The sequence below is a fragment of the Flavobacterium beibuense genome (genome assembly GCF_004151245.1).
GTDB classification, from domain to species: domain Bacteria; phylum Bacteroidota; class Bacteroidia; order Flavobacteriales; family Flavobacteriaceae; genus Flavobacterium; species Flavobacterium beibuense_A.
Genome location: NZ_JUIW01000010.1, coordinates 149,072 through 175,408 on the forward strand (window position 1 = coordinate 149,072; position 26,337 = coordinate 175,408).

At 35.1% G+C, this 26,337-nt stretch carries 22 protein-coding genes and 1 tRNA gene; 4 read left to right on the plus strand and 19 right to left on the minus strand.

Annotation, left to right across the window (positions count from 1 at the left end; genetic code table 11):
- Positions 1 to 15: 15 nt before the first annotated feature.
- The 6 genes from NU09_RS14480 to NU09_RS14505 form a co-directional block, all read right to left on the minus strand.
- Positions 16 to 1,428, minus strand: a complete 1,413-nt coding sequence (locus tag NU09_RS14480) for an MATE family efflux transporter (RefSeq protein ID WP_129752020.1) — start codon at positions 1,426 to 1,428, stop codon at positions 16 to 18.
- Positions 1,429 to 1,622: 194 nt separating this feature from the next.
- On the minus strand, positions 1,623 to 2,828 hold the full coding sequence (locus NU09_RS14485) for an ABC transporter permease (protein ID WP_129752021.1): 1,206 nt from the start codon (positions 2,826 to 2,828) through the stop codon (positions 1,623 to 1,625).
- A gap of 1 nt (position 2,829) precedes the next feature.
- On the minus strand, positions 2,830 to 3,222 hold the full coding sequence (gene rbfA, locus NU09_RS14490) for a 30S ribosome-binding factor RbfA (protein ID WP_129752022.1): 393 nt from the start codon (positions 3,220 to 3,222) through the stop codon (positions 2,830 to 2,832).
- Positions 3,223 to 3,278: 56 nt separating this feature from the next.
- Positions 3,279 to 3,680: a methylmalonyl-CoA epimerase gene (gene mce / locus NU09_RS14495; RefSeq protein ID WP_129752023.1), complete on the minus strand. Its 402-nt coding sequence runs from the start codon at positions 3,678 to 3,680 to the stop codon at positions 3,279 to 3,281.
- A gap of 260 nt (positions 3,681 to 3,940) precedes the next feature.
- Positions 3,941 to 4,210, minus strand: a complete 270-nt coding sequence (locus NU09_RS14500) for a hypothetical protein (RefSeq protein WP_129752024.1) — start codon at positions 4,208 to 4,210, stop codon at positions 3,941 to 3,943.
- A 15-nt stretch (positions 4,211 to 4,225) separates the two neighbouring features.
- On the minus strand, positions 4,226 to 4,945 hold the full coding sequence (locus NU09_RS14505; RefSeq protein ID WP_129752025.1) for a hypothetical protein: 720 nt from the start codon (positions 4,943 to 4,945) through the stop codon (positions 4,226 to 4,228).
- An 84-nt stretch (positions 4,946 to 5,029) separates the two neighbouring features.
- Between NU09_RS14505 and NU09_RS14510 the strand changes: the two genes are divergently transcribed.
- Positions 5,030 to 5,251, plus strand: a complete 222-nt coding sequence (locus tag NU09_RS14510) for a helix-turn-helix domain-containing protein (protein WP_129752026.1) — start codon at positions 5,030 to 5,032, stop codon at positions 5,249 to 5,251.
- 85 nt (positions 5,252 to 5,336) lie between these two features.
- Here the strand turns inward: NU09_RS14510 and NU09_RS14515 are convergent, their stop codons facing one another.
- Both NU09_RS14515 and NU09_RS14520 read right to left on the minus strand, forming a co-directional pair.
- Positions 5,337 to 5,780, minus strand: a complete 444-nt coding sequence (locus NU09_RS14515) for a JAB domain-containing protein (RefSeq protein ID WP_207209779.1) — start codon at positions 5,778 to 5,780, stop codon at positions 5,337 to 5,339.
- 52 nt (positions 5,781 to 5,832) lie between these two features.
- The gene (locus NU09_RS14520; protein ID WP_129752027.1) at positions 5,833 to 6,243 is read right to left on the minus strand and encodes a hypothetical protein; all 411 of its coding nucleotides are present in this window, start codon (positions 6,241 to 6,243) and stop codon (positions 5,833 to 5,835) included.
- A gap of 247 nt (positions 6,244 to 6,490) precedes the next feature.
- Between NU09_RS14520 and cas13b the strand changes: the two genes are divergently transcribed.
- A complete protein-coding gene (cas13b, locus tag NU09_RS14525; protein WP_129752028.1) occupies positions 6,491 to 9,934 on the plus strand; it encodes a type VI-B CRISPR-associated RNA-guided ribonuclease Cas13b in 3,444 nt (1,147 codons plus the stop codon).
- Positions 9,935 to 10,390: 456 nt separating this feature from the next.
- Here the strand turns inward: cas13b and NU09_RS14530 are convergent, their stop codons facing one another.
- From NU09_RS14530 to NU09_RS14550, 5 genes are all read right to left on the minus strand, one after another.
- On the minus strand, positions 10,391 to 11,626 hold the full coding sequence (locus NU09_RS14530; protein WP_129752029.1) for a site-specific integrase: 1,236 nt from the start codon (positions 11,624 to 11,626) through the stop codon (positions 10,391 to 10,393).
- A gap of 38 nt (positions 11,627 to 11,664) precedes the next feature.
- Positions 11,665 to 12,552 carry a hypothetical protein gene (locus tag NU09_RS14535; protein ID WP_129752030.1) on the minus strand — a complete coding sequence of 296 codons (888 nt, stop codon included), beginning with the start codon at positions 12,550 to 12,552 and terminating at the stop codon, positions 11,665 to 11,667.
- Positions 12,553 to 12,554: 2 nt separating this feature from the next.
- The gene (locus NU09_RS14540; protein WP_129752031.1) at positions 12,555 to 12,842 is read right to left on the minus strand and encodes a helix-turn-helix domain-containing protein; all 288 of its coding nucleotides are present in this window, start codon (positions 12,840 to 12,842) and stop codon (positions 12,555 to 12,557) included.
- A 128-nt stretch (positions 12,843 to 12,970) separates the two neighbouring features.
- Positions 12,971 to 13,816 carry a DUF6617 family protein gene (locus NU09_RS14545; RefSeq protein ID WP_129752032.1) on the minus strand — a complete coding sequence of 282 codons (846 nt, stop codon included), beginning with the start codon at positions 13,814 to 13,816 and terminating at the stop codon, positions 12,971 to 12,973.
- A gap of 102 nt (positions 13,817 to 13,918) precedes the next feature.
- A tRNA-Ile gene (locus NU09_RS14550) sits at positions 13,919 to 13,992 on the minus strand.
- Between the two features lie 295 nt (positions 13,993 to 14,287).
- Here NU09_RS14550 and NU09_RS14555 point away from each other — a divergent pair.
- Positions 14,288 to 14,482, plus strand: a complete 195-nt coding sequence (locus NU09_RS14555; protein ID WP_129752033.1) for a hypothetical protein — start codon at positions 14,288 to 14,290, stop codon at positions 14,480 to 14,482.
- Between the two features lie 45 nt (positions 14,483 to 14,527).
- Here NU09_RS14555 and NU09_RS14560 read toward each other — a convergent pair whose 3' ends face one another.
- From NU09_RS14560 to NU09_RS14585, 6 genes are all read right to left on the minus strand, one after another.
- Positions 14,528 to 15,088 carry a 2'-5' RNA ligase family protein gene (locus tag NU09_RS14560; RefSeq protein ID WP_129752034.1) on the minus strand — a complete coding sequence of 187 codons (561 nt, stop codon included), beginning with the start codon at positions 15,086 to 15,088 and terminating at the stop codon, positions 14,528 to 14,530.
- Positions 15,089 to 15,263: 175 nt separating this feature from the next.
- Entirely contained in the window at positions 15,264 to 17,225 is a 1,962-nt protein-coding gene (locus tag NU09_RS14565; protein WP_129752035.1) for a PKD domain-containing protein, read from the minus strand.
- A gap of 82 nt (positions 17,226 to 17,307) precedes the next feature.
- Positions 17,308 to 22,197, minus strand: a complete 4,890-nt coding sequence (locus NU09_RS14570; protein ID WP_129752036.1) for a PKD domain-containing protein — start codon at positions 22,195 to 22,197, stop codon at positions 17,308 to 17,310.
- Positions 22,198 to 22,509: 312 nt separating this feature from the next.
- Positions 22,510 to 23,286: a TIGR03915 family putative DNA repair protein gene (locus tag NU09_RS14575; protein ID WP_129752037.1), complete on the minus strand. Its 777-nt coding sequence runs from the start codon at positions 23,284 to 23,286 to the stop codon at positions 22,510 to 22,512.
- A gap of 2 nt (positions 23,287 to 23,288) precedes the next feature.
- A complete protein-coding gene (locus NU09_RS14580) occupies positions 23,289 to 24,551 on the minus strand; it encodes a putative DNA modification/repair radical SAM protein (RefSeq protein WP_129752038.1) in 1,263 nt (420 codons plus the stop codon).
- Between the two features lie 59 nt (positions 24,552 to 24,610).
- Positions 24,611 to 25,201: a riboflavin synthase gene (locus NU09_RS14585; RefSeq protein WP_129752039.1), complete on the minus strand. Its 591-nt coding sequence runs from the start codon at positions 25,199 to 25,201 to the stop codon at positions 24,611 to 24,613.
- A gap of 54 nt (positions 25,202 to 25,255) precedes the next feature.
- On the opposite strand from NU09_RS14585, the gene pdxA reads away from it, so the two are divergent.
- Positions 25,256 to 26,305, plus strand: coding sequence for a 4-hydroxythreonine-4-phosphate dehydrogenase PdxA (pdxA, locus tag NU09_RS14590; RefSeq protein ID WP_129752040.1), 1,050 nt, complete (start codon positions 25,256 to 25,258; stop codon positions 26,303 to 26,305).
- The last annotated feature ends 32 nt before the right edge of the window (positions 26,306 to 26,337 follow it).

Genomic DNA, 26,337 nt, shown 5'->3' on the forward strand with positions numbered 1-26,337 from the left:
TTTGCTGAGCCTTTTTTATACCTGTACTTTTTTCCACTTTCCTTTTTTAAATAAGGCCATACTGGCAATAGTCATGGCGGTTTCTGCAATTGGGATGGCTATAAAGACACCTGTAGGGCCAAGATTAAAATGCTTGGCAAGCAGGTAGGCTAACGGAATTTGCAATACCCAAAAACCAAAGAAGTTTACCCATGTTGGTGTTTTGGTATCTCCCGAACCGTTAAATGCGTTAATAAGCACCATGCCTATTCCGTAAAATATATATGCCGAACTTAATATCATAATTGCTTTTACCGCAATGTCGTGCACATGGGTGTTGTTGGTAAAGAACCACATGAACTCATCGGCAGCGACAAGGGTAATAATCATAATGATACCCATGTAGATAGCATTGAATTTAGCGGTTACCAGTACCGATCTTTCTGCCCGGTCTACCTGTTGTGCGCCCAGATTTTGTCCTACCAGTGTTGCAGCGGCACCACTAAGTCCCCATGCCGGAAGCATAAAGAACATCATGATACGTAAAGCACTCTGGTATCCTGCCGAGCCTTCATCACCACCAGTAGTGGCAACCAACTGGGCTAAAAATATCCAGCTGCATGACGCTATAACAAACTGGAGTACGCCCGGAGCAGCAATCTTTACCAGGTTTCTTATCTGTTCCATATTTGGCTTAAAGTAAGACAGCACTACTTTCAATACGCCTTTTCCGTTAAACAGATTGTATAACTGATACAATACACCTGTGCTACGTCCTATTGTTGTGGCTATGGCTGCACCCGTAAGTCCAAACCCTAGCACGTTAATAAATATAGGACAAAGTATAATATTACAAATGTTGGCAATCCAAAGGCTTTTCATGGCTATGGCTGCATTACCTGCACCACGGAATATACCATTAAAAAGGAATAACAGCATGATAACAAAGCTTCCGCCCATCATAATGCGTACAAAGTTGGTTCCGTAAACGGCAGATGCTGTTGAAGAGCCCATCCATACCAGTATTTCGGTAGCATAAATAAAACCGAAAACCGCAATAATAAGATTTACGGCAACAGCTACTACTATGGCCTGCATACCGGCCCTTGCGGCTGCTTCGGGATTTTTCTCACCTATACGCCTTGCCACCACTGCTGTGGCAGCCATACTCATACCTATGGCTATGGAGTAGATTATTGTAAGTACCGATTCCGTAAGGCCAACGGTTTGAACAGCAAAACTGCTGTTTTCCAAGTGCCCCACAAAATAAAGGTCTACCAGCGCAAAAACCGATTCCATCATCATTTCGAGCATCATTGGAATGGCTAAAAGCAACACACCCCTACGGATACTGCCAGTAGTAAAATCTATATTTTCCCCTTTAAGAGATTGTTGTAATAATGTATAAAAGCGTGACAATGCACTGCTTCGCTGTGCCTGCTGTGTCATAATATTTCGAAATAAATTGTTATAAAAAAAGAATATAAAAATGAAGAGAGGCATTAAAGGGTTAATGCTTCATTCACTTTAAAAGTCAGCGGTGGTATTTTTGCCTTAACGTGTTAAAGCAGCAAATAACTTCATATTTCTATATGCTTTGAACGGCAAATATATATTAAAAATGCAATCGTTAAGTAAAAAAATTATGAATTTTCAATCAGCTTGCGGTTTACCCTGCCTGCTGCTATCCTGGAAGCTAAGTAACCCAGTATGAATAAAGTAAGTAATACGATTACAATATTCAGGATATTAAACTCTACCGGGAAAGGAAGGGTAGGAGTTATGGTTATCAGGCTGAATTTCATTTGCAGCAGTACGATGATACTTCCTAAAAGGAGTCCGGCAAAAGCGCCCAGAGCGGTAATGAAAAGTCCCTGATATAAAAATATGTTTCTTATGCTTCTCACCTCTAGTCCTAAGCAGTACAGTGTTTTGATGTTTTCTTTTTTGTCAAGTATCAGCATTATAAGTGCTCCCGCAAGGCAGAAAAGGGTTAACACCACTACCAGTGAACAGATAAGATAAGTTATCAGGTTCTCTGAATTAAGCATTTTGTAAAGCGAGTCGTTTAGCTGTGCCCTGTTTTTTACAACAGCATTCTTGCCAAATATGGTAATCAGCTGTTCCTTAACATTGTCTTCCGAAGCATTAGGTGCAAGTTTGATTTCTATAGCAGTAACCTGATTGGGTTTAAACTGTAACAGATTTTGTGCAATGCCTAAATCGCAGTATACATATTTGCTGTCTACATCATCGTTAATGGAGTAAATACCAACCGGAACCAATGCCGACTTGTTAAATGCGTCATCGGGGCTGTTTAAAGGACCTTTTCCCGGTTTTGGCACATAAACTTCAAGCCTATGGCTAAAAGAGGAAAGACCTAATGATAGCTTGCTAACAGTGCCAATGCCTACAACACATTGTGTGGTAAGCGGCGTTGCCCAGTAACCCACAACCAGTTGTTTTTCCATAGGGTTTACACTGGTAAAAAGGCTGTCGGTTCCTTTAAGAAAGGCTACATGTTCTTTTTGATCGTAATAAAAAAGTACACGTTCCTCTACTACTTTGGTATAAACAGTAATGCCGTTAATGGCTTTTAGTTTCTTTTCCTGTTCAGGGGAAATAACAAACGATTTGCCTACGCTGGTTGTTATCTTAAGGTCGGGATCGGTAGCGTTTGTAAAAGAAAGACTGAAGTTTTTCAGTCCGCTAAATACCGAAAGGATGACAAAAAGAGCTGTGGCGCTTACTACAATACCCAAGGCAGCAATTACGGAAATAATATTTACCGCAGTGCTTTTGCTTCTGCTAATAGTATACCTTCGGGCAATGTAGAAAGGAAAGCTCAATTTAAGATTTCTTGCGTTTGTCTAAAAGTTCAGGGTTTTTAATTGGGTTGTTTTCGCCTTTAAGTTCCTGGTCAATTTTTTCAATCTGGTCAAGCGAATCGTCTATATAGAAAATAAGATTAGGTACTTTTCTAAGCTGCATTTTTACGCGTTGCGATAAATCGTGCTTAATAAGTGGTGTGTTAGATCTTACCGCAGCAAGAATTTCACCACCTCTTTCCGAAGGGAATACGCTAATGTAAACCTTTGCTATAGAAAGGTCTGAAGTAACATTTACTTTAGATATAGAGATAATAAGATTGCTGATGCCATTTTTGCGCACCTCGCCCTGTAAAATGTCTACAAGGTCTTTTTGCAGCAGGGTGCCTATTTTTTTTTGCCTGTTCGTTTCCATAATGCAAAAGTACAGAAAGTTTTACAAGTTGAGCCTTTATTTTTTAAGGCTTGTCATTATGCAATTTCCTGACAAAGCTCTACAAGCACGCCATTTGTGCCTTTAGGGTGTAAAAAAGCAACAAGCTTATTGTCGGCTCCTTTTTTAGGAGTTTCGTTGAGTACGGTAAAACCCTCTTCCTTTAGTCGGGCAATTTCGGCAACAATATCTTCTACGTCAAAAGCGATGTGGTGTATACCTTCTCCCTTTTTCTCTAAGAACTTTGCAATAGGACTGTCTGGGTTTGTAGCTTCCAGAAGTTCAATTTTGTTAGGGCCGTTCATAAAGAAAGAAGTCTTAACGCCTTCGCTTGCCACTTCTTCCATTTTATATGCCGGAGCGCCAAAAAGTTTTTCAAAAAGCTGGTTGGATGCCTCTAAATCCTTAACTGCTATACCTATGTGTTCTATTTTTCTCATTGTGTATTTTCTTTAAAGGAGGTAAAGATACTTTATAAAACAAAAAAACCGCAACTCTTTTGAAGTTGCGGTTGTGGTCCCACCTGGGCTCGAACCAGGGACCACCTGATTATGAGTCAGTGTCTATATATTTTTCTTTCTTTATAAATACTTGCCAATAGTTTCTTTATCAAAGAATTAAGAACATTGATATTTGTGTTTATTTTCTCTTCTTATCATATGTTTTTTTTGAATGTTTAACCTATGTTTAACCCTTTGTTTTAGTGTGAAGCCTCACAATGTAAAACTCTGTAGTAAGTATCATTTGGTTCTCCATTCATGTAATCCTCAAAGTATACATGAACACCATCAAGATTACAATCTGTAGTATCTGAGGGTTCAATATACCCTTCCTGAAGCTGGCTGCCTTCTATTAAGGTATAATAACAGTTACAACTTTCATTGTCTTTTTGGCTGTCATCTTCTGAAGAGCAAGCTGTGTAGATGAAGGCACACAGAAGTATGCTCAGTAATAATAATTGTTTTTTCATGGTTTGTTTATTTAATTAATATTGGTTGTAGTATTCCATCAAGTACTTGTATTCATTTTGAAGAGATCTCTTAACTCCTGCATATATTAAAGTTAATGCAGGAAATAAAAATCCACATAATACCCATAACCACTTACTGCCCTTATTATACTTTGTCAAGTCATAACATACTTGAGTAGCAAAAGCTCTATTAACAAGGTTAGCAATAAGAAGTATAATAGAATAAGTTTGATATTCTTCAATTGTAAAACTATCTATTAGGTCTTGATCAATAGTCTTTAAAATCAAGATTACAAGTAATATTAATACTCCATACAAAAGAGTTAAAAGCTTAGTAAGTTTTATTTTTTTATACAGTTTTATATTATCATCATTTACATCTTGATTTATCTTTTTTTGAGGTAGCTCATTTAACTTTGTTTTCTTATTTACAGCAAGCTTATCTCTATACCCTCCTCCTATAAGAGTTCTTATCTCTTCATCAGTCTTAAAAATTAATAGATATATACTCAATCCTATTAACACAATACAGCTTACTACTATACTCTTTAAAGAAACATCTATACCAAGAAGCCCAACATAATACTCTGATAAGGACATTGAGATATGATTTTTTTCATAATACAGGAACAAACTAATATCATAAGGCTCTTTAGTAAGGTTTGATATGACAAGTAGTACAATACCTATTATTATTAGCACTACTGGGATTTTCTTTTCTTCTAGTTGTATCATAATTTTATATAGTTAGCATATATGTTAACCAACAAGACAAAAATAAAGCAAATTTTGAGTTGACATAAAAATCAACTTAAAAAAGTGAAAGATTACACTCTACATAAAAAAGTAGGAAAGCGAATTCAGCAAATTAGAGATGAGAAAAACATCTCTCAGCAGGATTTAGCTGCAAGGTGTAATTTTGAAAAAAGTAGTATGTCCAGGCTTGAAGCAGGTAATGTTAATGGCACATTATCTACCTATGAAAGAGTTGCTAAAGGTTTAAATGTGGAAATTGTGGAACTCTTTAAATTTAAAGATTAATCTTTTGGCTATTAATATTAATCTTAAACCTTCTTCATTTCTAAAATTTCATAAAATAAAGCAATGTTTAACCTCTCTTACACATTCAGCTTAACAAACCAAATTCGGAGAAGCTATAATATCCTTCTTTAGTGACTATTAAGTGATCTATTAGTTTAATATCTAATAATTCTGAGGCTTTTTTTATTTTAGCTGTGATAGTTTTATCTGATTCACTAGGAATTAAAGTGCCACTTGGATGGTTATGAGCTATGATGATATTTGAAGCATGACACTTTAAAGCTACTGCAAACAAAAGCTTTATATCTACAACTGTACCACTTACTCCTCCCTTTGATAAATTATAAACTCCTAAAACCTCATTAGCATAATTGAGCATCAATATTTTAAATTCTTCCTGCAATTCTAATGTGTCAATATTCCAAGAACCTAGGAGTACTTGAAAAGCTTTTAAACTACCTGTAATTTTTATTTTTTCACTAGTATTATTAAAGTATGATACCTTTATTTCAGCAACTTTGTTTTCCATAATCTTTATATTAATAGCCAAAACCTGAAATAACAAGTTCTGGCTATTTAATTTACTCTGCATTAACAAGAAGATTATTTTTTACAGTTTCTTTTTCTGTCCTACCTTTCATGAACTCATCAACGGTAGTTTCTGATTTCTCAGGACTATATTCCTGCTTAGAAACTTCTTCAGGTTCATATTCATACCTGTGATGTAAAATGATTGTTTCTCCGGTATCCCTAATGGTATATTCATAAGGTTCAGAAGATACTTTCTTAATAGCTCCCGCGATATCAGTACCTATTAAAGCCTGACATGTTAATTCATCAAAGGTTGATGGAATAGTGGCCTTCTTAGCCGTTGCATAAAAACTTCCTGTTACCTGAGATTTTACCATCTCCATTCCTCCCTGTAATTCCAGTACAAAAAACTTTTTACCTTCATCTGAAGTTCTTTCTAAATAATTAATAATTCTTACCATGACTTTCTGGTTTTTATAGTTAATAATCTTAATTAGGCAGAAACATTTTTGTTTCCTAAGGGATGGGTGGGGGTATTGAGTTTTTGTTTTGGAAGGGGGGCTATTTGTATAAGGTAGATTGCTTATTTATCATAGAGTAAAATATTTTAGAAAAAAATTTTCGCAACACTTTACTATAAAACCTAACAAAAAGTTAAAATACTTATCTTTAAGTACTATTTAATAATCTAAATAACCACACTTTGAAATGGAAGAAACTACCACTATGGGTAAAGGTGTTGCCTATGACCATACTTTATTTAAAGACAAACACTATTTTGCTGGCTATCTTAATCTTGCAGTAAATAACATTGAGAATGTATTCAAAACAGTATATAAAAATCGCTTTGATATTAAGCAACATAATTTATACAAGATATTAGATTCTCTTGATGGACAAATATCAGAACCTGATTATATTGAGAGAGTTAGTTTTCTTAAACAATATTTTCCCGTTTTACACTATCTAGACTTACATCCTGATAATAAAAGGTTTACCAAAGAAGAGGATAAAGTTAAAGCAAGAAGAAGATATTTAATTAACAACTTACGATTATTAATTGAAACCTTAAGTAAGCTTAGAGATTTTTATACTCACTATTATCATAAACCTTTAAGCATTGAACAAAACACTTTTAGTCTTATAGATAACATCTTTTTAAATGTTGTTATTGATGTAAAGAGACAAAAGAAAAAAAATGATCATACCAGACAGCTTTTAAAAGATTCCCTAAAAGAGGAAATGGACATTCTATATCAAAAAACAAAAGCAAGTCTAAAAGAAAAACAGAAAGAAAACACTCGTATTAAACTTGATAGTGAAACTATAAATAATACTATTTTTAATAATTCTTTTAGTCATTTGATTTATAGGCGAAAAAAAGCAGATAATGATATTTTATCTGCATCATGTAAATCTGAATACAAAGGGGAACCAACTGAGAATGGTATAAATGTTTCTGTAGATGGATTATTATTTTTCCTAGGAATCTTTTTATCAAGAAAAGAAAGTAACGACTTAAGAGGCAGAATAAAAGGTTTTAAAGGAACTGTGATTAAAGACCTTCCTGACTTTCCAAATGAGAAAAACAATAGTCTTAAATTTATGGCTACACACTGGGTTTTCACTTATTTAAACATAAAACCCATAAAACAAAAGTTAAATACTAATTTCTCCCGAGAAACATTGTTACTTCAGATTGTTGATGAGCTTACCAAAATACCTAATGAAATTTACCGCAATTTATGTTTTAAAAAACAACAGGAATTTGTAGAAGATATAAATGAATACATTAAAGAAGGGGATGATATAGACACGTTAAATAGCTCAACAGTTATACATCCTGTAATTCGAAAAAGGTATGAAAATAAATTTAATTATTTTGTTTTAAGATACCTTGATGAGTTTGTAAGCTTTAACTCACTGCGATTTCAAATATATTTAGGTAACTATGTTCATCATATCCAAAGAAAAAAACTATCAGGAACTGAATATGAAACAGAAAGAGTCATTAAAGAAAAAATTAATGTATTTGGAAAATTATCAGAAGTAAGTAATATTAAAGGTGATTATTTTATTCAAAATAATCCTGATAATGAAGCTTTAGGTTGGGAAATTTATCCTAATCCCTCCTATAACTTTACAGGTAACAACATTCCCATATACTTTGACATTAATGATCAAGATAAAGAAAAAATAAACGAATATAAATCTATAAGAAATTTCTCAGAAAAGAGAATACTGAGAAAAAAGAATAAAAAGAATAAGCAAGAGATTTTTGATTTAATAAATAATACGCTTACTACACGAGTATTTACTGCTGAACCTACTGCTATTCTATCTCTTAATGAATTGCCTGCACTTTTATATACAATCTTATGTGAAAATAAAACAGCAAGTGAAATAGAAAATTTATTAAGACGTACATATCTGAAAAGATTAAACACTATTAAAAACTATCAGCCAGGAACTTTGCCTCAATCAAAAATAACAAAGAATTTAAACAAAAGCACCAATCAAGAAAGTTTAGATGTCTCCAAGCTTATAAAAGCAATGAAACATGAGATAAGTATTAGTAATGAAAAGCTTACTCTAATTAAAAAAAATCAAAACGAAGTTAAAGACACATCACATAGAAGAAAGTATGTTTTTAATAGTAAAGAATTAGGTATAGAGGCTACTTGGCTTGCCAATGACTTAAAACGTTTTATGCCTAAAAAGGTAAGAGAAAATTGGAAAGGGTATATGCATAGTCAACTACAAAATTCAATAGCATATTACAGCCAAAAGCCAAAAGAGGCTTTATCAATACTTTCATCAGTATGGAACTTTAATGATGATAATTATATTTGGAATGAAGGTATCAAAAAGGCTTTTAACGAAAAGGAATTTGAAAAATTTTATTGTAAATACCTAGCTAGCAGAAACAAAACCTTAGAAAAACTAAAAGAGAATTTAGATAATCTTGAATACAAAACCGATAAAAGGAAACTAGATAAGTTTATTAAGCAGCAAAACCTAGATTGTCTTTTCCATATAAGGACTTATACTATAGATAGTACTCAGGAACAAATTAACAAACTGCTTGCAAAACCCTTAGTTTTTCCAAGAGGTATTTTTGACAGTAAACCTACCTTTGTAAAGAATGAAAGTGTAACTGAAAAGCCTGAATTGTTTGCAGATTGGTATACCTATACATACAAAGAGCATCCTCTTCAGGAGTTTTATAGCTTTACAAAGGATTATGAATGTAACTTTAAAAAAGAAAAACTTACCGTAAAGGAATTTGTAAAAAATCAAGAACAATTAAATCCTGAAGAGCAACTAAATCTTTTTAAACTTAAAGAAGATCTGTCTATTAAATGTATAAAAAACCAAGATCTTTTTCTCAAACTTGTTGTAGATAATATATATAATAAAATCTTTGAATACAATATAGATATATCATTAAAAAACCTTTATATAAGTAGGAAAGAACGCATAGCAATAGGCTTAAAAGCTAAAGAACTGAATCAAATCAATGATAGTTATATTTGGGGTAAAACAATCTTATATCAAGACAAACAGATTAGAGAAACAAAAGTACAACTAAAAGATATAAATAAAATTAAACGTTTTTTAGAAGAAGATAAGGTAAAGCAAATTTTAAGCTATGATATAAATAAACAATGGGAAATAGAAGAATTAAAGTATGAGCTTTATATTAAACCCAACTCTTATGAAGTAATAAGAAGAGAAAAACTATTTAAGGCTATTCAGGAGTTTGAAAGTTATATTTTAACGATTAATAACTTTGATGGTTCAAATCACCCTTCTATATTAGAATATAATAGTAACCCTAGGTTTAAGCATTATGTGGTAAATGGATTATTATTAAAAAAAGGACTTGCAACAAATGAAGAAATAGAATGGTTATTAGCTAAAGGGCAGAAAGAGTTTAACACATTTGATAAAAGTATTGTTGAAAAACCTGAAATTATACAAAAAGCTTTTTTACTTGTACTTATAAGAAATAAGTTTGCCCATAGTCAATTACCTATTAAAGAATACTACGAAATGATTAGAAGCTATACTAAGAACATTGAAAACCTGAACACAACTGAAATAATATTCCAGTTCACAACAAACACTATTAATGAATTAAAAAGGTAAAATTACACTTACAGTAGGGTAAGTAAAATATTGAAAATAAATACATTAAAGATTGTGACTGTAACTAATCTTAATTTGAAAGGTATTCACAACAGTCTGTTGTTTTCTGCTTGTTGCCATTTAGTTGTAACAGACCTTAATTTGAAGAGTAATCACAACTTGTGCAAAGTTATATTAATATGTATTATTCTTGTAACAGACCTTAATTTGAAGGGTATTAACAACAGTACACGCTTCTCTCTGTGCTTTAGCTATGTTGTAACAGACCTTAATTTGAAGGGTATTCACAACTTACTATTACTTTTTTTAGTCTGTTGTTTTGTTGTAACAGACCTTAATTTGAAAGGGATTAACAACTTTATTGTTTTATCTACCTATAGGGGTAGGGTTGTAACAAACCTTAAGTTGAATGGTATTAACAACAAAAAAGGCTTACAGAAATGTAAGCCTTTTAATTTAAGCACTAATTAATTCGGGTTCGGGTTCCCTTAATAGTTTGGCAGAAGCTTTATCAATGTCCTCATCTTCAAAAGCTTTTAAATAGGTTTGTGTCATCTGTATGTCATGATGCCCCATAGCCTGACTAATTATATCAGCCCCTTCTCCTGCTTCTCTTAAGTTAGTTGCAAAACTATGTCTGGCTACATAGCTTGTAACTTTTTTAGTAATCCCAACAGTTTCTGCTATAAGCTTCAAGTCTTTATTAAACTTTTTCAGCTTCTTCCCTTTTCTTTCCTCAATCTGTTTAGGTCTTAAATCATTTCTCAGGAGTATAGGAAAAATATAGCCTGTAATTCTATTCTCTAATCTATACTCATCTAAAATCTGTTGAACAGGTTCAAGTATTTTAATCTTAAAGTTCCCTTTTGTCTTAGACCTTGTATAAACAATATAATCCCCTTCTATATTACTCCACTTAAGCTTCATCATGTCATAAAAGTTCATTCCTCTTGTATAATAAGAAAAGAGAAAGAAATTTTTTGCCTCCCTCAAATGAGGATGTTTTTCTACATTTAGGTTTTCTATCAGCAATACTTCATCCCTAGTTAATGCCCTCTTAATTCCTTTTCCTTTTAATTTTGAAATTTTATAAGCAATAAACGGGTAAGCATCTTTTTTTACCACTCCTCTTCTTATAGCATCATTAAATAAAGTTCTAATATCTCTCATTCTAACAGCTATACCCCCATCAGTACCTCCTCTAGTTCTTAGATAGTTTTCATACTTTTCTAATAGCTCGGGAGTAATTTCTCTAAACATAAGTTGTTTGTTTTCAATGTATCCAAAGAAAGAGTTTAATGTGCCTTCATATGTTCTTGCACTGCCTGTTCTTCCTGCTAATTCAAAGTTTTGTATCTTTTCTAAGATAAAGTCTCTCACAGTAATATTTTTATCCTTCTGCCCTCTAAACCTTTTTTCAAACTGAGCTAAAGTAAAGTCTACTTTTTCTAACTCAAATTCATCTATTATTTTCAGGGCTTCTTCTTTCTTTTGCAATAGAATTCGGTTTCTTACCCTATAGTTTTTATCCGACTTTTTTAACTCTCCATTAGCCTCATCCCAGTCTTTTTTAAGACACTTAAAGGGCAGGCTAATAATCTTTACTTTTCTGTCTTTTATTATTCTTAATACTATAGGGTATAAGCCTTCTGTAGTAGGTTTATTTTTTAGTGTAATTTTTATTGTTGCCATTTTATATTATATCTTATATAGTGTAAAATCTTTCACTTTTAGTTATTAATCAAATACTCAAATTTTTCCTGTAGACTATTAAAAATCATATTTTTTGTTTCTAATAACTTATGCTTTTCTAATAGACTGTCAAGCTGATGTTTTTTATTATATCTGGTTGTTGAGCCTTTCTTTTTTAAATGAACATTCCAGTATAAAGGATTAGTTAATTTATATAGCTCAGCTAAATCTGATTTAGGCTTTACAGAGTCAAAATCATCAATAATCCTCATCTCTGCATATCTTTTTAATAGATAACTAAACAAGTTTCTTAACACCTCTTTACATTTAAGATTTTCTAATGTATCTACTCCTAAAGACGTTAACAAGTGTTTGTTTTTGAAAACAATTTCAAACCTTAGAGTATGTTCTTCACTCCCATACTGTAATTGTTTATCATAAACCTTTATCTGATATTGTGCATGTACGAATCTTTTTAATTCTCCTCTACCAGCATACTTATTATTTTCATTATGAAATGCTTCTTTATGCATCAAGACATTATCTTTTATTATTTCTTTGGCCGGAACATCAACATATATGTTTAAACCAAATTCCAAGCGAGTTATAGACGCAGTGCTAGAAGTTGGCACTTTTTCAGACAGAGTATCAATAGTATTCACTAGATTACAGTAAGTAAAATCATTGTAATTATGTTTACCTTCATTATTTAAAATATTATTTAGTATGTGAAGTGAGTGTTTAATCTCCGCTGTATTTTCTCTTACAATAATCTCCATATTCTCCAAATTGGCTTTAATAGGATATCTACCTTCTTGACTTGCAAGCCGTCTTATCTCATAAGCTTCTGGGAAGTAAACAGGATTCTTTACTACTTCTTCAATCTCCTGCTTGTTGTGATAGTACAGTCTTATAAAATCAACCATCCTTATTTAGTTTTAGCTAAATAATTTTCTACTTCAGAACCCATTTCAAAAACAGAAAGAACTTTACTTCTTTCAATCCATTCTTGTAAGCTTTCTTTTTTAAAGTATATCTTCTTACCTCCTGGTTTGTAATAAGCTATTTCATTGTTACTTGTAAGCTTATATATTGCTGATAATGAAACCTGAAGATATTCTGCTGCTTCCTCTATGGTAAAGAACTCTTTGCTCAATAAATATTGTCTTTTTACTATAGACTCTATTTCAATTAATTTATTAATGATAATTTCCATTAAGATTTGTTTTAATGGATATGCGCATATCACTGTTAATAATGAAGCAAAGAAAGTGTACAAAAAAACCTCCTATCACAAAGTGTAATGGAGGTGTAAGTATAAGTGTAAGGTAAAATGTAAGGTTACTATTTTAGATACTTCAGCTTTAATAAATTTAGCTTTCTATCAATCCTATCAAAATATTCTTTATTTCTATCAGAACCGCGAGATAGTGCAGCATACAAATCTGTGCTTTTTAAAAGCTTTCCCTGCTTATTATAGAAAGAGCAACTCTTTTCTATTGTCACTGCATTTAAATTGTCAAAAAAGGGTTCTATTTGCTTTAAAAAGTATGCTACTATAGGGTTAGATTTATTAAAAGTAAGTTTTAAAGCTTCATCAGGTTTCAAACAAGTAAAAACACTGTAAAACATTTCTTCAGGTATCTCAACATCATCAATTAAACCTAATTCATAACCCACCTCATACAAGTCCTCAAAAAAAGTATTTTTTAAATCTTTATATTGAAAATAAGAACTGCCTCCATACTTTGTTAAAACATTAAATAAAGAATGTTTTTGCTCTGGATAAATTAACCTTAAATCTTCTATTAAAGAATATAGCTGCTCTGATATTTTATTAAAGTAGAAAGTGTCTTTAGTTTTAGATTTCTGATAGAGTACTTTTAATTGACTAAAGCCTAAAGCTAAATTAATAGCTTCTTCTCTTGAAAAGTAATCTAAAAGATCTTTTTTCTTATCAAGGACTATAGTAATGAAAAACTTTTCTTTAGTTATCTCGTCATAGCTAAATTGAGCATTAGGACCATCTTCAAGCATTTCCGTTTTTAAATAACAACTATGCTCTGTAATAAAAATATAACCTTCTTCTAGTAAATTATTATTATTGTAAAATGAAGATATTAAATGATTGATTCCGTCAAAGAATAACAAATCATTAAAAAAATTAAGAGGAGATATGTCTTTGTCCATGCAAGCCTATTTAACATCAAATATAATAATTGTTTGACCTATGTTTAACCCGCATAAAAAACAAAAGGCCTTACATTTCTGTAAAGCCTTTTAAAAACTGGGTGGTCCCACCTGGGCTCGAACCAGGGACCACCTGATTATGAGTCAGGTGCTCTAACCAACTGAGCTATAGGACCAGTTTTGAGGTTGCAATATTACTACTATTTTTAATTCAATGCAAATAAATTTAAAGGATTATTTTGTAAAACCGGATAATAAATTTTTATATCCTGATAATGTGAATTTTAATATTTGATAATAATATTCGATTTTGAGTTATAACTGAAAACTCAATACTGTTAAAAATGAGCCTTGTTTTTTAACAGTTAATTCTGAATTTTAATAATTCTATGGGAAAAACCTGTAAATGAGAATATTATATTTGATACTTAAACACATTACTAATTAAAACCAAACATTATGAACGTGAGATTGCTAAAAAACGCTCTATTCGCAGGACTGTTTGTAACTGCGCTTAGTTTAACTTCATGCGGCGAGAAAAAGGATAAAGACGCTGATATGGAAAATATGGAAAACCATGATGAACACATTGAAGATGTAGATGTGGATGTGGATGTTAATGAGGATACTGTAAAAGTAGACGTAGATACCGTTATGGGTCCATAATCTGGATATGAAATTAATAAGAAAGCAGCCAATGGCTGCTTTTTTTTATTCCTGAAGAAAATGTTCAGAAATTATATTCCATTGTTTGGTGTCGTGTTTAAGTAAATAGAGTCCGTTTACTTCAAACGAGCGTTTGTATTCCTTTTTTTGATATACCTGCCAAGCCTTTGTAAATTCTTCATGCGATAAATCCCTGTAAGCAACCGTCATGTGAGGGCTAAAATCATTTTCATGATAATGCGTACTTATTTCGGGGAAATGTAATGTGATGCTTTTAATAAGTTCTTTTTGTAGTGATAAGAGCTCCTGAGAAACTTCAGGTTTTACATATATTACAGGTGCTTTGCTGTTATCAAAACAGCCAAATCCGTTTAGGTTTACAGTAAAGTTTTGTGATGCAAGAGCAAGGCTTCTAAACCAATCCAAAAGTTTTTCTTGGTCTTCCTCATAAAGTTTAAAAGGAGCTTTAAGGGTAATATGTGGCATTGCCTTAAGTGCCTTTTTACTGTTGTAATGGTTGGCAAAATCAGTTTTAATAGCAGTAACTTCTTCGCAAATTGTTTGCGGAGGGATTAAAGCTATAAAGTAAAGGTTTTGAAAATCCATTGTTTTATTTTTTCAAATATACCTATTCCATTAAACACAAAATACAGCTCCTTGTGAGAGCTGTATTTAAAAAGTAGTTTTTGACACAGATGCCGGAGGCAAGGTGTGTCAGGGCAAAAATAGGGTAAAAAGTTTTTTAGCAATTATATTTTAACACTTGAGTGTTCCTGTTTATTTAGTTTTTAATTAATCGTACGATTTTTCTTTCTCCACTTTCTTTTTTCAGTTCAAGCATATATATTCCCGATTCGTATCCTGAAAAATTGATGGTTGTTTCACCTGCATTCATAGCTCCGGTTCCTACAACACTACCCAGTACAGAATACAGTGTATACTCAAGATTAGTATCGGTGCTTATTGTAAGTATGCCGTTAACCGGGTTAGGATATATCTTTGTTTCCGCAAAAGCAAAGGAGTCAGTCTCTAAAACAGCTTCAATATCAATGCAGTAAGTCTGGCTGCCACATTCGTTTGTTACGGTAACGCACACACTGTAGTTTCCTGAATCGCTGAAAGTATGTGAAGGATTCTCTTCACCTGAGGTTGTTTCATCCCCAAAATCCCATTCTATAGTATCATATCCTGATCCGTTGTAGGTAAATGTATAGGCTAACTGGTTTTCACTGTCCTGTTCAAACCCAAAACTAGGTTGAGGTAATGCACAATTACAATTATCGGTTCCGTATTTTGCTAAAAAGAAATCTGTTCCCGATGATCCGTTTACCAGTGTATCATCACCTACATATAGAAAATTTCCAAACCTGCCGCCTACATAGTAGTTGTTAAAACTGTCGGCAGCGAGGCTTTGCCCGTAGTCATAATAGCCCAAGTTGCCTGTAATGTTTGTCATTTCTATAATGGTTCCGTCGTTTTTGTTGAACCGGGCAAAGAGCACGTCATAACCCTGATTGGTTTCAATGGCTAACTCTTCGCCCTGCCAACTTATAACTCCATAGCCCGTGGTAACTGCTACTTCATTATTATTTATTGTTATACCATAACCCTGACTGTTTGAATTTTCGGTAGAAGCATTGGTTTCCCATATTCCTTCTCCACTTTCACTTATTTTTACTAAGAAGGGTGCTGAACCCGTAGTTTCATAGTTAAAAGTCAATCCGGCAAAAGTTTCACCATCTCTTGCGCCTCCTGTTATGTATATGTTATTTAGTTCGTCTATTGTTAAGTCGTTCAGGTATCCTCCAACTTCATTGCTGCTTTCCAGCTTCCATAAAAAGTCTCCTTCACTATTAAAACCTGCCAGATACATATTGTTTGTAATAGTTTGACCTCCCACAGTAATTGTACCCTGAGAATCTTTTCGTCCGGCAATATAAAAGTTACCGGTGTTATGGTTTCGTACTAATTTATATGTTGGGAAAACGCCAGTAAATTGAATATCTGGTGTAATGGCTTCTGTAAAATTACCGTTAGTGTCATACTTTAAAATAAAAAAGTTATCCCCTTCAGTAGTGTTTACAAAACTTCCATCGGCATAAGTGCCCGGTGGTAGCATACATAACCAATAGGTATTACCCTGAGCGTCTGTTTGGATATCTGCCCCTAAGCTGTGGCTCACGGCTTCTGCTAAAGTCACATCTTCAGATTGTGGCATCTTTAGCCATTGCATTTCGCCTGTGTTGTTGTATTTCAAAAGGAAAAGATTTCTCTTATGCTCATCAGGATTATTAGGATTACCCTGAGGTAATATGGTGTCGGTGTCAAAATGAACCGGATAATTTTGTGAAGTACGATATACAGTACCACCTACATAGATATTACCCTGAGCATCTGATTGTAAATTTTTGATAAAGTCTTTATCGCCTCCTCCAATAACTTTAGACCAGCGAAAATCGCCACTACAGCTATAGCTTGCTATAACATAGTCACGATTGCTGCCGGCATCATATGGGGTAAGGTCCATATCCTCAAGATGTAGTCCGTTACGGCCTACAGATGCTAAAAAAAATACATTTCCATCGGCATCGGTAACTATAGATTCTGTTTTTTCATCACCCTGAATCTCATTATTGCTTCCTCCGGCAATACCCCATTGCCAGCTTTGGGAATGTGCAGAATAAGACAGTGCGAACATGGCGATTACAAGTAGTGTGTTAAGTGTAAAGTAGTTCTTTTTCATAAAAATTAAGTTTATGTTGAGCAATTTCTATAATGACAAAAAGCCGGCAGTTTTACTGCCGGCCAATTGCATTATAATAGTTTTAATGTATTATAAGGTTTTTCTGCATAAGCATAGTACCGTTTTCTTTCATAACTATTATGTATTGACCTGCTGCCAGTCGGCCCAGGTTAAAGTTCCATGTTCCTTTTTGTTCTGTAGGAGTATAAGTTTCCAGTAGAACTCCAAGAAGGTTGTAAACCTGAATAGTTTTTTCTGAATCTGCAAAAGCATAACTGTAGTTCATAGCTACATTTTCTTTAGCAGGGTTAGGAGCAATAACTAAGTTATAGCCTGTTACTTCTGCGAAGTTATTTGTATCAGCTGCCTCAGCCGGTCTTTCTCCTGTACATCCAGGTAATTCAAGTCCAATTTTAACTCTACAGGTTTTGCCATCAATAACAGTTTCAAACATAACAGTTACAAATCCTCCAGAGAATCCGTTTAATGGAATCAATTGTACAGGATATGCTGCTTGTCCCGGATTAAGCGTAATTGATGAAGGAACAAATATGCCTTCGTTGCCAGGCAGTGTTAAAGTTGTTTGAACCGGTATACCATAAGCGTTGTAGATGTCAAATAGTACGTTATAATAACAATAACCATGATCATATACAGGCTTAAGATCTTTTACTCTTATCTCAAACTCACAACCGGCACACTCTTCCTGTTCAATATTTACCTCGTTACTAATCCTGTCACAGTATCCGTTGTTAAGAACAAGCTGATAAGTACCTGCTCCAGGATATGCCACAGGCTGATTAGCAGCAGGGGAATTTGAGCCCGAATTTATTGCTGAACCATTGTATAGCCAATGCCATGAAGGGAAAGAATAAGGGTCAGTGCCTTGCAGGTAAGCCGTTTCTAAGTCACAAAGTGTATAACAGCCAGCCGGCACATTCCATAAATAAATTACAGGGTCTTTAGGAACATCAATTTGCGCTGTGCTGGAACAACCATATTGGTTTGTAAAGCGCACCTGATATGCACCTCCCTGAGTTACGTTTATAATGTCAGAGTTTGTATTAAAGCTATGTTCTCCATTACTCCAGTTAAATGTACCTATTTCACCAGCTGTAGCTATAAGCTTAACGGTATATGGATCACAGTGAACATTAGCTATCATAATGGAAGGGGCACTAGGTATAGGTCTTACAGTTACTGTATGGGTATCTGTAGTTGTGCAATAGCCGCCTACTCCGTTAGGAGTTTGTACTGTAACCGTATAAGTGTAGGTTGTTATAGCACTTGCAAAATCTGTTATAGTGTTTGTTGAGCCTACAACATTTCCGTTTTTGGTCCATGTATACAGAGTTCCTGTAGGTCCAGCAGGAGTTGAAAGACCAAATCCTTCGTTGTAGCAAATTTCATCCGGTCCTGCAATTTGGGCCGGAGTTGGTTCTACAAAAGTTACAGTTACAGGGTTATCAAGCCCAATTTCTTTATAACAGTCATAATCCCCGCTTACAACTACCCAATAACTACCAGGCTGAGTGATATTGAAGGTATTTACGGTAGTTGTCCCTACCACTTGGTTTCCTTTCATCCATTCAAAATTAGTTGGCATTGGTGTGCTTAAATCCGGAGTATATGTTAACGTACTTGTGCTGCCTTCGCAGGCTACTAACGGATTTGCCGAAATAGTTCCGGAAAGGTTATTTGCCTTAACTTCTATAGGGTCATGATAATAAATATCAGTACAGCCGTATTGATTTTGTACCCATACTTTAATGTGGTAATCATCTACATCGGTATAAACCTTAGTTGGATTTGGCTGTAAGTTACTTGAACCGTCCTCAAAAACCCACTGATAAGTTAATCCCGGTTGAGGATTATCTAATGCTAGTTCAAAAGGAGTGCCCTGACAGATTTCCGCCGGTATAGTAAACGTAGCGTCTGGCATATCCGGAAGATTTATTGTTATCGGGCTTGTACTGCATGCAGGATACCCACTACCTTGAATGATAAGTTGTAAAGTATGATTACCCGGAGCTAAGTTAATAGTATAAGAGTTAGCCGGGCTGTTAGATACAGTGCTGCCATCTACTATAAACTCATAATTCTGCATAGGAGTAAGCGGATGGTAATTAGAGTGATCTAATAGGGTAACGCTATAATCGCCTCCTGTACCGCAGGTAATATTATATCTTAGATCTGGCATGTAAGGCACCAGTACATCATAGTATTTATCTACTACACAACTACCGTATATTGCTCTGTAGAATATTCTGTATGTTCCTGATTCACCAAATGTAAACTGTGCTGATGTTGAACTAACTGAAGATACAGATAATGCGGCTGGTTGTGAGAACCACTGATATCCCGTAGGGCTTCCTGAAGCACTTGCAGTTGCAGAAATAACACCACAGTTATTTGTTCCGAATACCGTTACTGTTGGTTCCGGAGTTATGGTACAAGGTGTTACATTACAGTTACCATTGTATCTTACTTTATTAGTAACCGTAGTACAATAACCATTGCTTACCTCGGCATAATACTCGCCGTATCCTAAACCTAAGGCACCAAGGTCTATACTAGGCACGCCCGAGGTTATAACATTGCCATTATGATACCATATTACACTGGAAGCACTTCCAAAACCTCCCTGAATATTTACAGTTAGTATATCATCTATAGCCGATTCAGGACATACAGAATAAGTACCACCCGGAGTAATACTGGCTACCGGTGCAGGTATAACCGTAATAGTGTGGAATATTTCTGCCGGCATTGGGCAGCCGTTAGGGTTTTGTATTGTAATATGAACAGTATAGTTGGTGTTGCCACCATTTGTATTGTCATAAGAATAAATGATAGGTGCCAGTGGATTAGTACTGGTATATGGTGTAGAACCATCACCAAAATCGCATATAACAGTACCTGTTGTTACACCTGTCATTGTTAAGGTAAAAGGAGTATCGGCGCATATAGATGTAATAGGGTTAACTAATGATACCGGAGGAGTTTGTACAATGTCTACGTAGAAAAACTCTTCATGTGGGATACCACATTTTGTAACAACTAATTTTATCTGCACGCCGGTTGCTGATTCCTGATTCCAAAGAATTTCTACCTGATTGGTTCCGTTTCCTGTGCTAATACTACCTCTGTTTGAAGGAGTTATACTCCATGAGTAGAATTCACCATCGGTATAGTTTGTTTGGTATGTGGCATAGCTACTACCGCAAACAACATTATCTCCTATTATTGGTGCATTAACAACCGGTGCAGTTACTGTTTTTATAACATAATCTGACGGACAGTTAGGGTCGGTAGAATTTTCTCTCCTTGCCCTTACTTCATAAGGCCCTGCTCCTGTAAACGTAATATTTACGCTGTTGCCAGTATTGCTGCCGTTAATTGTACCGTCTGTTGGATCTATATCCCAGGTTATTATGGTGCCAGGAATGTTGTTTGTTACCGAGTAGGTTTCGGCGATGCCCGGGCATGCTGTAGATGGTCCTGTAATAGCAGACGGAGTTTGCTCTTTATTTCTTATTACTATTGATATCTGACTTGGCCTACAGAAGGTAGTTCCGTTAACTTTTAAAATATAATTTCCTGCTTGTGTAAATGTTTTTGTAAATGTATTTCCACTTCCGGTTTGTGTGCCGCCAGGTCCTGTAAGTGTCCAAGAACCTGTGTAGCCATTACTTAGCTGATAAGTTTCTGTGCTGTTTATACACATAGCGGTATCACCGGATATTTCTGCTTTTGGCTTAACGGTAATTTGTATCTCTGCCGTACCTCCACAGTTTAGTAATGTGTTGTTGTAAGTTGCACTTAAAGTTATAGTGCCGGCAGACGTAGGTGCTGAAACTACCACTTCGTTAGCAAGAGGCGTATTTATTAAAGTTGCGCCTGTTCCGTTTGAGGAGATAGTCCAATTGAAATTAGTTGAAGGCCATTGTGGCAATTTGTATATGTTTTGTTCGCCAACACATATTGTAGTATCACCTAAAATTGTGCCTTTACTTAATATTACAGGGACTTTTATAGTCGTTACGCCTGCACATTTAATGTCGCAACCTGTGGCATCAAAGCTTACATAGCCAAATCCTGACTCGTCTACATTATCCCATACTACATCAATGCTTTGTCCGTAAGGTTGTGGCGATACAATATGTCCACCATCTACATGCCAGTTAAAGCCTACATTAGCACATAATTCCCCTACTTCATTGCTAACACTATAACTAGCTGTTGCACCATCGCAGACAACTCCGGGACAAACGATCTCAACGCCAGGGAATTTGTCTACCTTGATGTCCGTTTTGAAGGTGCTTGTGCAGTTACAGGCATTTGTTACGGTTAAATATACCGTATATGGACCGTCTTGCTGATAGGCATGTACCGGCTCAAATTCTGTAGAAGTTGTATTGTCGCCAAAATCCCAAAAATAAGAGATAAGCTCAGTACCTCCCATATTATCTGATAGATTAGTGAAATACAGATCCTGATCTATACAGGCTTCAATGGTTTGCCCGGGATGATACGGCTCTACCGTAAAAAGGGCTTTTGGTGAAACGATAATTTCCACGCAAATTTCTTCTACCTGTACTGTTCCGTCATTTTTGGTGACCTCGGCAGATACTGATGCGGCACCCGAAGATCCCCAGACAACTACACATTGTGTAAGATTCTGGCTTTGGATTGTACCTCCGCCTACTGTCCATTGTGTATTGTTCCAGTTAGCGCTATTACCTGTTAAGGAATAGGTAACCGTACTGTTTTCACATACCCTTACGCAGGGTCCGTCGTTAATGTCTTCTACATATTCACGTTTTTTGTCGTCGTAAACAAGACATCCTGTTTCTTTATCCCAAAGGATTGAAATTGCTTGCTGTGCATTTACTGTGTGTGTGAATGCAATAAAAAATATTGCAAGTGCCAGCACGTGCCGCGTTTTTAGCGGCCATGAAAAGTTCCTCATAGTAAGGCAGGGTTTTAGATTGGTTAAACATCTGTTTTTTAGCTTTTTAAAGTTAATTATGAAAAATGATGTTAAAATGTTAACAAAAAGCTAAATGTTTAAATTTTATTAACGTTTTGCTAAAAAAGCCTTAAAAACAAGGCGTTTCCAATTTATAACATTTATAGCCTAAAATGTTATAAATAAAACAATATATTTGTTTTGTAAATATTTTTTAAAAAAAGCGAGCTAATGCTGAAAAAAAAATATTCATTTTTTGATTTAATAAAACTGATTGAGAATGTGTTTATAAATTAAAAAACAAACTTTTGTCTAATTTTTCTCATGTTTTTCATTGAGATATTTCCAATATCGTTTAGGTAAATACTGAATGTGGAGTTTCATGTTCTTTCTTGCCGGTATATTTGTGCTCTTATAATAGTCTTTCCAAAGCACATCTGCGAGTTCTTCTTTTTCGTCCAGCATGTTAGCAGGAAGGAGTGGTTTTGAAGTATCAACATTCTGTATAAACTCATAAGAGATTATCTCTACAGTGTTGAGGTCATAATAGAGTCCGTATTTTCTTTTTACATCATAAATAACCCATTTTTGGTCGGCAAAGCGCTTTTTGAAAAAGGAAGAAATAAGAGGGAGTATATTAAAATCGGGTTCGGCAGGGGCGTAGTAAATACTGTCTGTCGTTTGCTGAAAGCGTATAAAAGCAGTAAAACGATGCTTTTCGCGACCTACCATCCTGTTCATTTTAGAAACAGCCATTACATGAGGATTGCCAAAATTGTTTTCGGCTCCCGGCGGATTATCAAAAACGTATCGGGCAAATTCAAACAGGTGCTGAAAAATAACAGGATCTTCACTAAGGTATGTTCTGTAAAAATTAAAAAGCCACTCGGGGCTAATCTTCTTTTTCAGGCCTTTCCATACCCTGTCGGCTTTAGCAGGGTCGCTTGTTACTATATGTGGTTCTTCAAGCATAGAAGGCTGATAGTGCCTGTCCCAAAACAACTGTACTGCTTTGGGTTTGTATTCATAAAATTCAAAAATGGCAGTAAGCAGGCCCTCAAAGCTTCCGTCGAAAACATAAGTAATCATAATTAAAACAGGCTTAACTGGTTTTGTGCAACCTTTAGATATTTACTGTTAGTTTCACTAAGGATAAGTCCTTTAATGTGTGAAGGCTCCGGATCATTAAGTTGGTAAGGAGTGTCTGCACAGCGCATAAAAAACTTTGCCCTGTTATAGGCTACACCAATTTTTTTGAGCTGGTCGCTGCGTAGCTTTCCAAATTTTCTTGCCTTGATAATCTTTAATGCCGATTGTGTGCCTATTCCCGGTATACGGAGTATCATACGGTAATCGGCAGTATTGATATCAACAGGAAACTGCTCAGGATTGCGTAGTGCCCAACTTAATTTAGGATCAATATCGGTATCCAGATGTGGGTTGTTAGGGTTAAGCAACTCATGTACTTCAAAACCGTAAAAGCGCATAAGCGAGTCGGTCTGGTAAAGACGGTTTTCACGAAGCAGGGGAGGCTGGCTTCCTATTTGCGGCATACGGCTGTCGTAACTGATAGGTATATAACCGGAATAATAAACCCTTTTCAGTTTAAAGTTCTTATAGTATTCGGCAGCGCTGTACATGATCTCCATGTCTGTTTCCGGTGTGGCGCCTATTACCATTTGTGTGCTCTGTCCGGCAGGTACAAACTTTGGGATGCTCTTAATGAGTCCGGTTTTCTTTTCGTCTTTATATTGTGTAATGGTGTTTTGTATAAAGCCTAAGGGTTTTTTTACCTCTTCGTGCGATTTATCTGGGGCAAGGAGTTTTAGCCCGGTTTCGGTAGGCATTTCAAGATTAATGCTCATCCTGTCGGCATAAAGCCCTGCCTCTGTAAGCAGTTCACGGCTTGCGCCAGGTATGGTCTTTAGATGAATGTAACCGTTAAAGCGCTCCTCAAGGCGAAGTTTTTTTACAATACGTAAAAGGCGCTCCATGGTAAAATCGGCATCCTTAAAAATACCGGAACTTAAAAATAATCCTTCGATATAGTTACGGCGGTAAAAGCTAATGGTAAGGTCTACTACCTCCTGTACAGTAAAGGCAGCACGTTTTATATCGTTGCTTTTGCGGGAAACGCAAAAAGCACAATCATAAATGCAATGGTTGGTAAGCAGAATTTTTAGCAGCGAGACACAGCGTCCGTCTTCGGTATAAGTGTGGCAAATACCACTGGCGTGGCTATTACCAAGACCTTTATTGTCATTTTTTCTGTTGCTGCCACTGGAAGAACAGGAAACATCATACTTGGCGGCGTCAGCTAAAATAGATAGCTTTTCACGGATGCGGTCATACATATAAGATTATTTTCTAACAAAACTATGAAAATAATCTTATATGTGATATTGAACAAAAGTTAATTTCTCAGTTCGTGGATACGACTCACATACTTGCCTATCACATCAAATTCCAGGTTAATTACAGTGCCTGGTTTTATGTGTTTAAAGTTAGTGTGCTCGTGAGTATAAGGTATAATTGCAACGCTAAATTCATTTGGTTTAGAGTTTACCACCGTAAGGCTAACCCCATTTACGGTAATCGAGCCTTTTTCTATAGTGATGTTGCTTAAATTCTTATCATACTCAAAAGTATAGTACCAGCTTCCGTTAGCCTCTTCCACACTTTTGCATACACCTGTTTGGTCAACATGTCCCTGTACGATATGGCCATCCAGCCTGTCGCCCAGTTTCATACCTCTTTCCAGGTTTACAATTTCTCCTTCTTTCCATAAGCCTAAATTTGTTTTTTCAAGTGTTTCCCTAATGGCTGTTACGGTGTAGGTTTCTTCGGTAAGCGATACTACTGTTAGGCAAACCCCGTTGTGTGATACGCTTTGGTCAATTTTAAGTTCGGGTGTTAAAGATGAGTGTATGATTATGTGAAGATTGCCGTTGTCTTTCCTTAATTCTCTAATGGTTCCAAGTGTTTCTACGATTCCTGTAAACATCCTGATTTAATTTTATAAATTTGCAATTCAAAAGTAGCAAATTAAAGCGCCATTATGACCAAAAAAGCAGAAAATGTAATTGTAGGTATATCTATAGGAGACCTAAACGGAATAGGCAGTGAAGTAGTTCTGAAGACCTTTGAGGACAGCAGAATGATGGAGATGTGTACTCCGGTAATCTTTGCTAATGCAAAAATTATGTCCTTTGTAAGGAAAACACTGGGTCTTGATATGCCGCTGCATGGTATAGACAGTATAGATCAGTTAGTGCATGGTAAGTTAAATGTGCTAAATGTATGGCGTGAGGGCGTTAATATAGAATTTGGTGTAAACGATGAGGCAGTAGGGAAGTATGCCATAAAATCGTTTACCGCTGCTACAGAGGCCCTGAAAAATAAAGAAATAGATGTGCTGGTAACAGCACCTATAAATAAATATAATATTCAGTCGGAAGAATTTAAATTCCCGGGGCATACCGATTATTTAAACCAGCAACTGGAGGGCGATGCCCTTATGCTTATGGTACACGATAATTTAAGGGTAGGGCTTTTAACCGATCATTTACCGGTTAACGAAGTTGCTTCTCATTTAACGGCAGAGCTTATAAAGAAAAAGATAACTACGGTAAACAATGCGCTTAAGCAGGACTTTAGGGTTAACAGGCCAAGAATAGCCGTGCTTTGCGTAAACCCGCATTGTGGTGATAATGGTGTTATAGGTGATGAAGATGATAAGGTGATGAAGCCTGCATTAAGAGAGCTGTTTGATGAAGGTATTCTTGCTTTCGGTCCATTTTCTGCTGACGGGTTCTTTGGTAACGGGTCTTATGAAAAGTATGATGCGGTTATTGCTGCTTATCACGATCAGGGGCTTGTGCCGTTTAAAACACTTTCTTTTGGTAACGGTGTAAATTACACAGCAGGCCTTGAAGGTATAAGGACATCTCCCGATCATGGAACGGCTTATGATATTGCAGGTAAGGGCGAGGCCGATTTTAACTCTTTTAAGGAGGCGGTTTATTTAGCATTGGATGTGTTTAATAACCGAAATGATTACAGTGAAATAACCAAAAATCCGCTAAAAACAAAAGAAAAGCAGTTATAAACAAAAAAATGTTGATAACAGGTTTGGATTTA

What these genes read in the sequence shown, in the direction of transcription:
- NU09_RS14585 (WP_129752039.1), bottom strand. Translation starts at nt 25,201, where the DNA reads ATGTTTACAGGAATCGTAGAAACACTTGGAACCATTAGAGAATTAAGG.
- NU09_RS14530 (WP_129752029.1), bottom strand. Translation starts at nt 11,626, where the DNA reads ATGGCAACAATAAAAATTACACTAAAAAATAAACCTACTACAGAAGGC.
- NU09_RS14560 (WP_129752034.1), bottom strand. Translation starts at nt 15,088, where the DNA reads ATGGATTTTCAAAACCTTTACTTTATAGCTTTAATCCCTCCGCAAACA.
- NU09_RS14505 (WP_129752025.1), bottom strand. Translation starts at nt 4,945, where the DNA reads ATGATACAACTAGAAGAAAAGAAAATCCCAGTAGTGCTAATAATAATA.
- NU09_RS14540 (WP_129752031.1), bottom strand. Translation starts at nt 12,842, where the DNA reads ATGGAAATTATCATTAATAAATTAATTGAAATAGAGTCTATAGTAAAA.
- NU09_RS14480 (WP_129752020.1), bottom strand. Translation starts at nt 1,428, where the DNA reads ATGACACAGCAGGCACAGCGAAGCAGTGCATTGTCACGCTTTTATACA.
- cas13b (WP_129752028.1), top strand. Translation starts at nt 6,491, where the DNA reads ATGGAAGAAACTACCACTATGGGTAAAGGTGTTGCCTATGACCATACT.
- NU09_RS14575 (WP_129752037.1), bottom strand. Translation starts at nt 23,286, where the DNA reads ATGATTACTTATGTTTTCGACGGAAGCTTTGAGGGCCTGCTTACTGCC.
- NU09_RS14520 (WP_129752027.1), bottom strand. Translation starts at nt 6,243, where the DNA reads ATGGTAAGAATTATTAATTATTTAGAAAGAACTTCAGATGAAGGTAAA.
- NU09_RS14535 (WP_129752030.1), bottom strand. Translation starts at nt 12,552, where the DNA reads ATGGTTGATTTTATAAGACTGTACTATCACAACAAGCAGGAGATTGAA.
- NU09_RS14570 (WP_129752036.1), bottom strand. Translation starts at nt 22,197, where the DNA reads ATGAGGAACTTTTCATGGCCGCTAAAAACGCGGCACGTGCTGGCACTT.
- NU09_RS14515 (WP_207209779.1), bottom strand. Translation starts at nt 5,780, where the DNA reads ATGGAAAACAAAGTTGCTGAAATAAAGGTATCATACTTTAATAATACT.
- NU09_RS14580 (WP_129752038.1), bottom strand. Translation starts at nt 24,551, where the DNA reads ATGTATGACCGCATCCGTGAAAAGCTATCTATTTTAGCTGACGCCGCC.
- NU09_RS14545 (WP_129752032.1), bottom strand. Translation starts at nt 13,816, where the DNA reads ATGGACAAAGACATATCTCCTCTTAATTTTTTTAATGATTTGTTATTC.
- NU09_RS14500 (WP_129752024.1), bottom strand. Translation starts at nt 4,210, where the DNA reads ATGAAAAAACAATTATTATTACTGAGCATACTTCTGTGTGCCTTCATC.
- pdxA (WP_129752040.1), top strand. Translation starts at nt 25,256, where the DNA reads ATGACCAAAAAAGCAGAAAATGTAATTGTAGGTATATCTATAGGAGAC.
- mce (WP_129752023.1), bottom strand. Translation starts at nt 3,680, where the DNA reads ATGAGAAAAATAGAACACATAGGTATAGCAGTTAAGGATTTAGAGGCA.
- NU09_RS14565 (WP_129752035.1), bottom strand. Translation starts at nt 17,225, where the DNA reads ATGAAAAAGAACTACTTTACACTTAACACACTACTTGTAATCGCCATG.
- rbfA (WP_129752022.1), bottom strand. Translation starts at nt 3,222, where the DNA reads ATGGAAACGAACAGGCAAAAAAAAATAGGCACCCTGCTGCAAAAAGAC.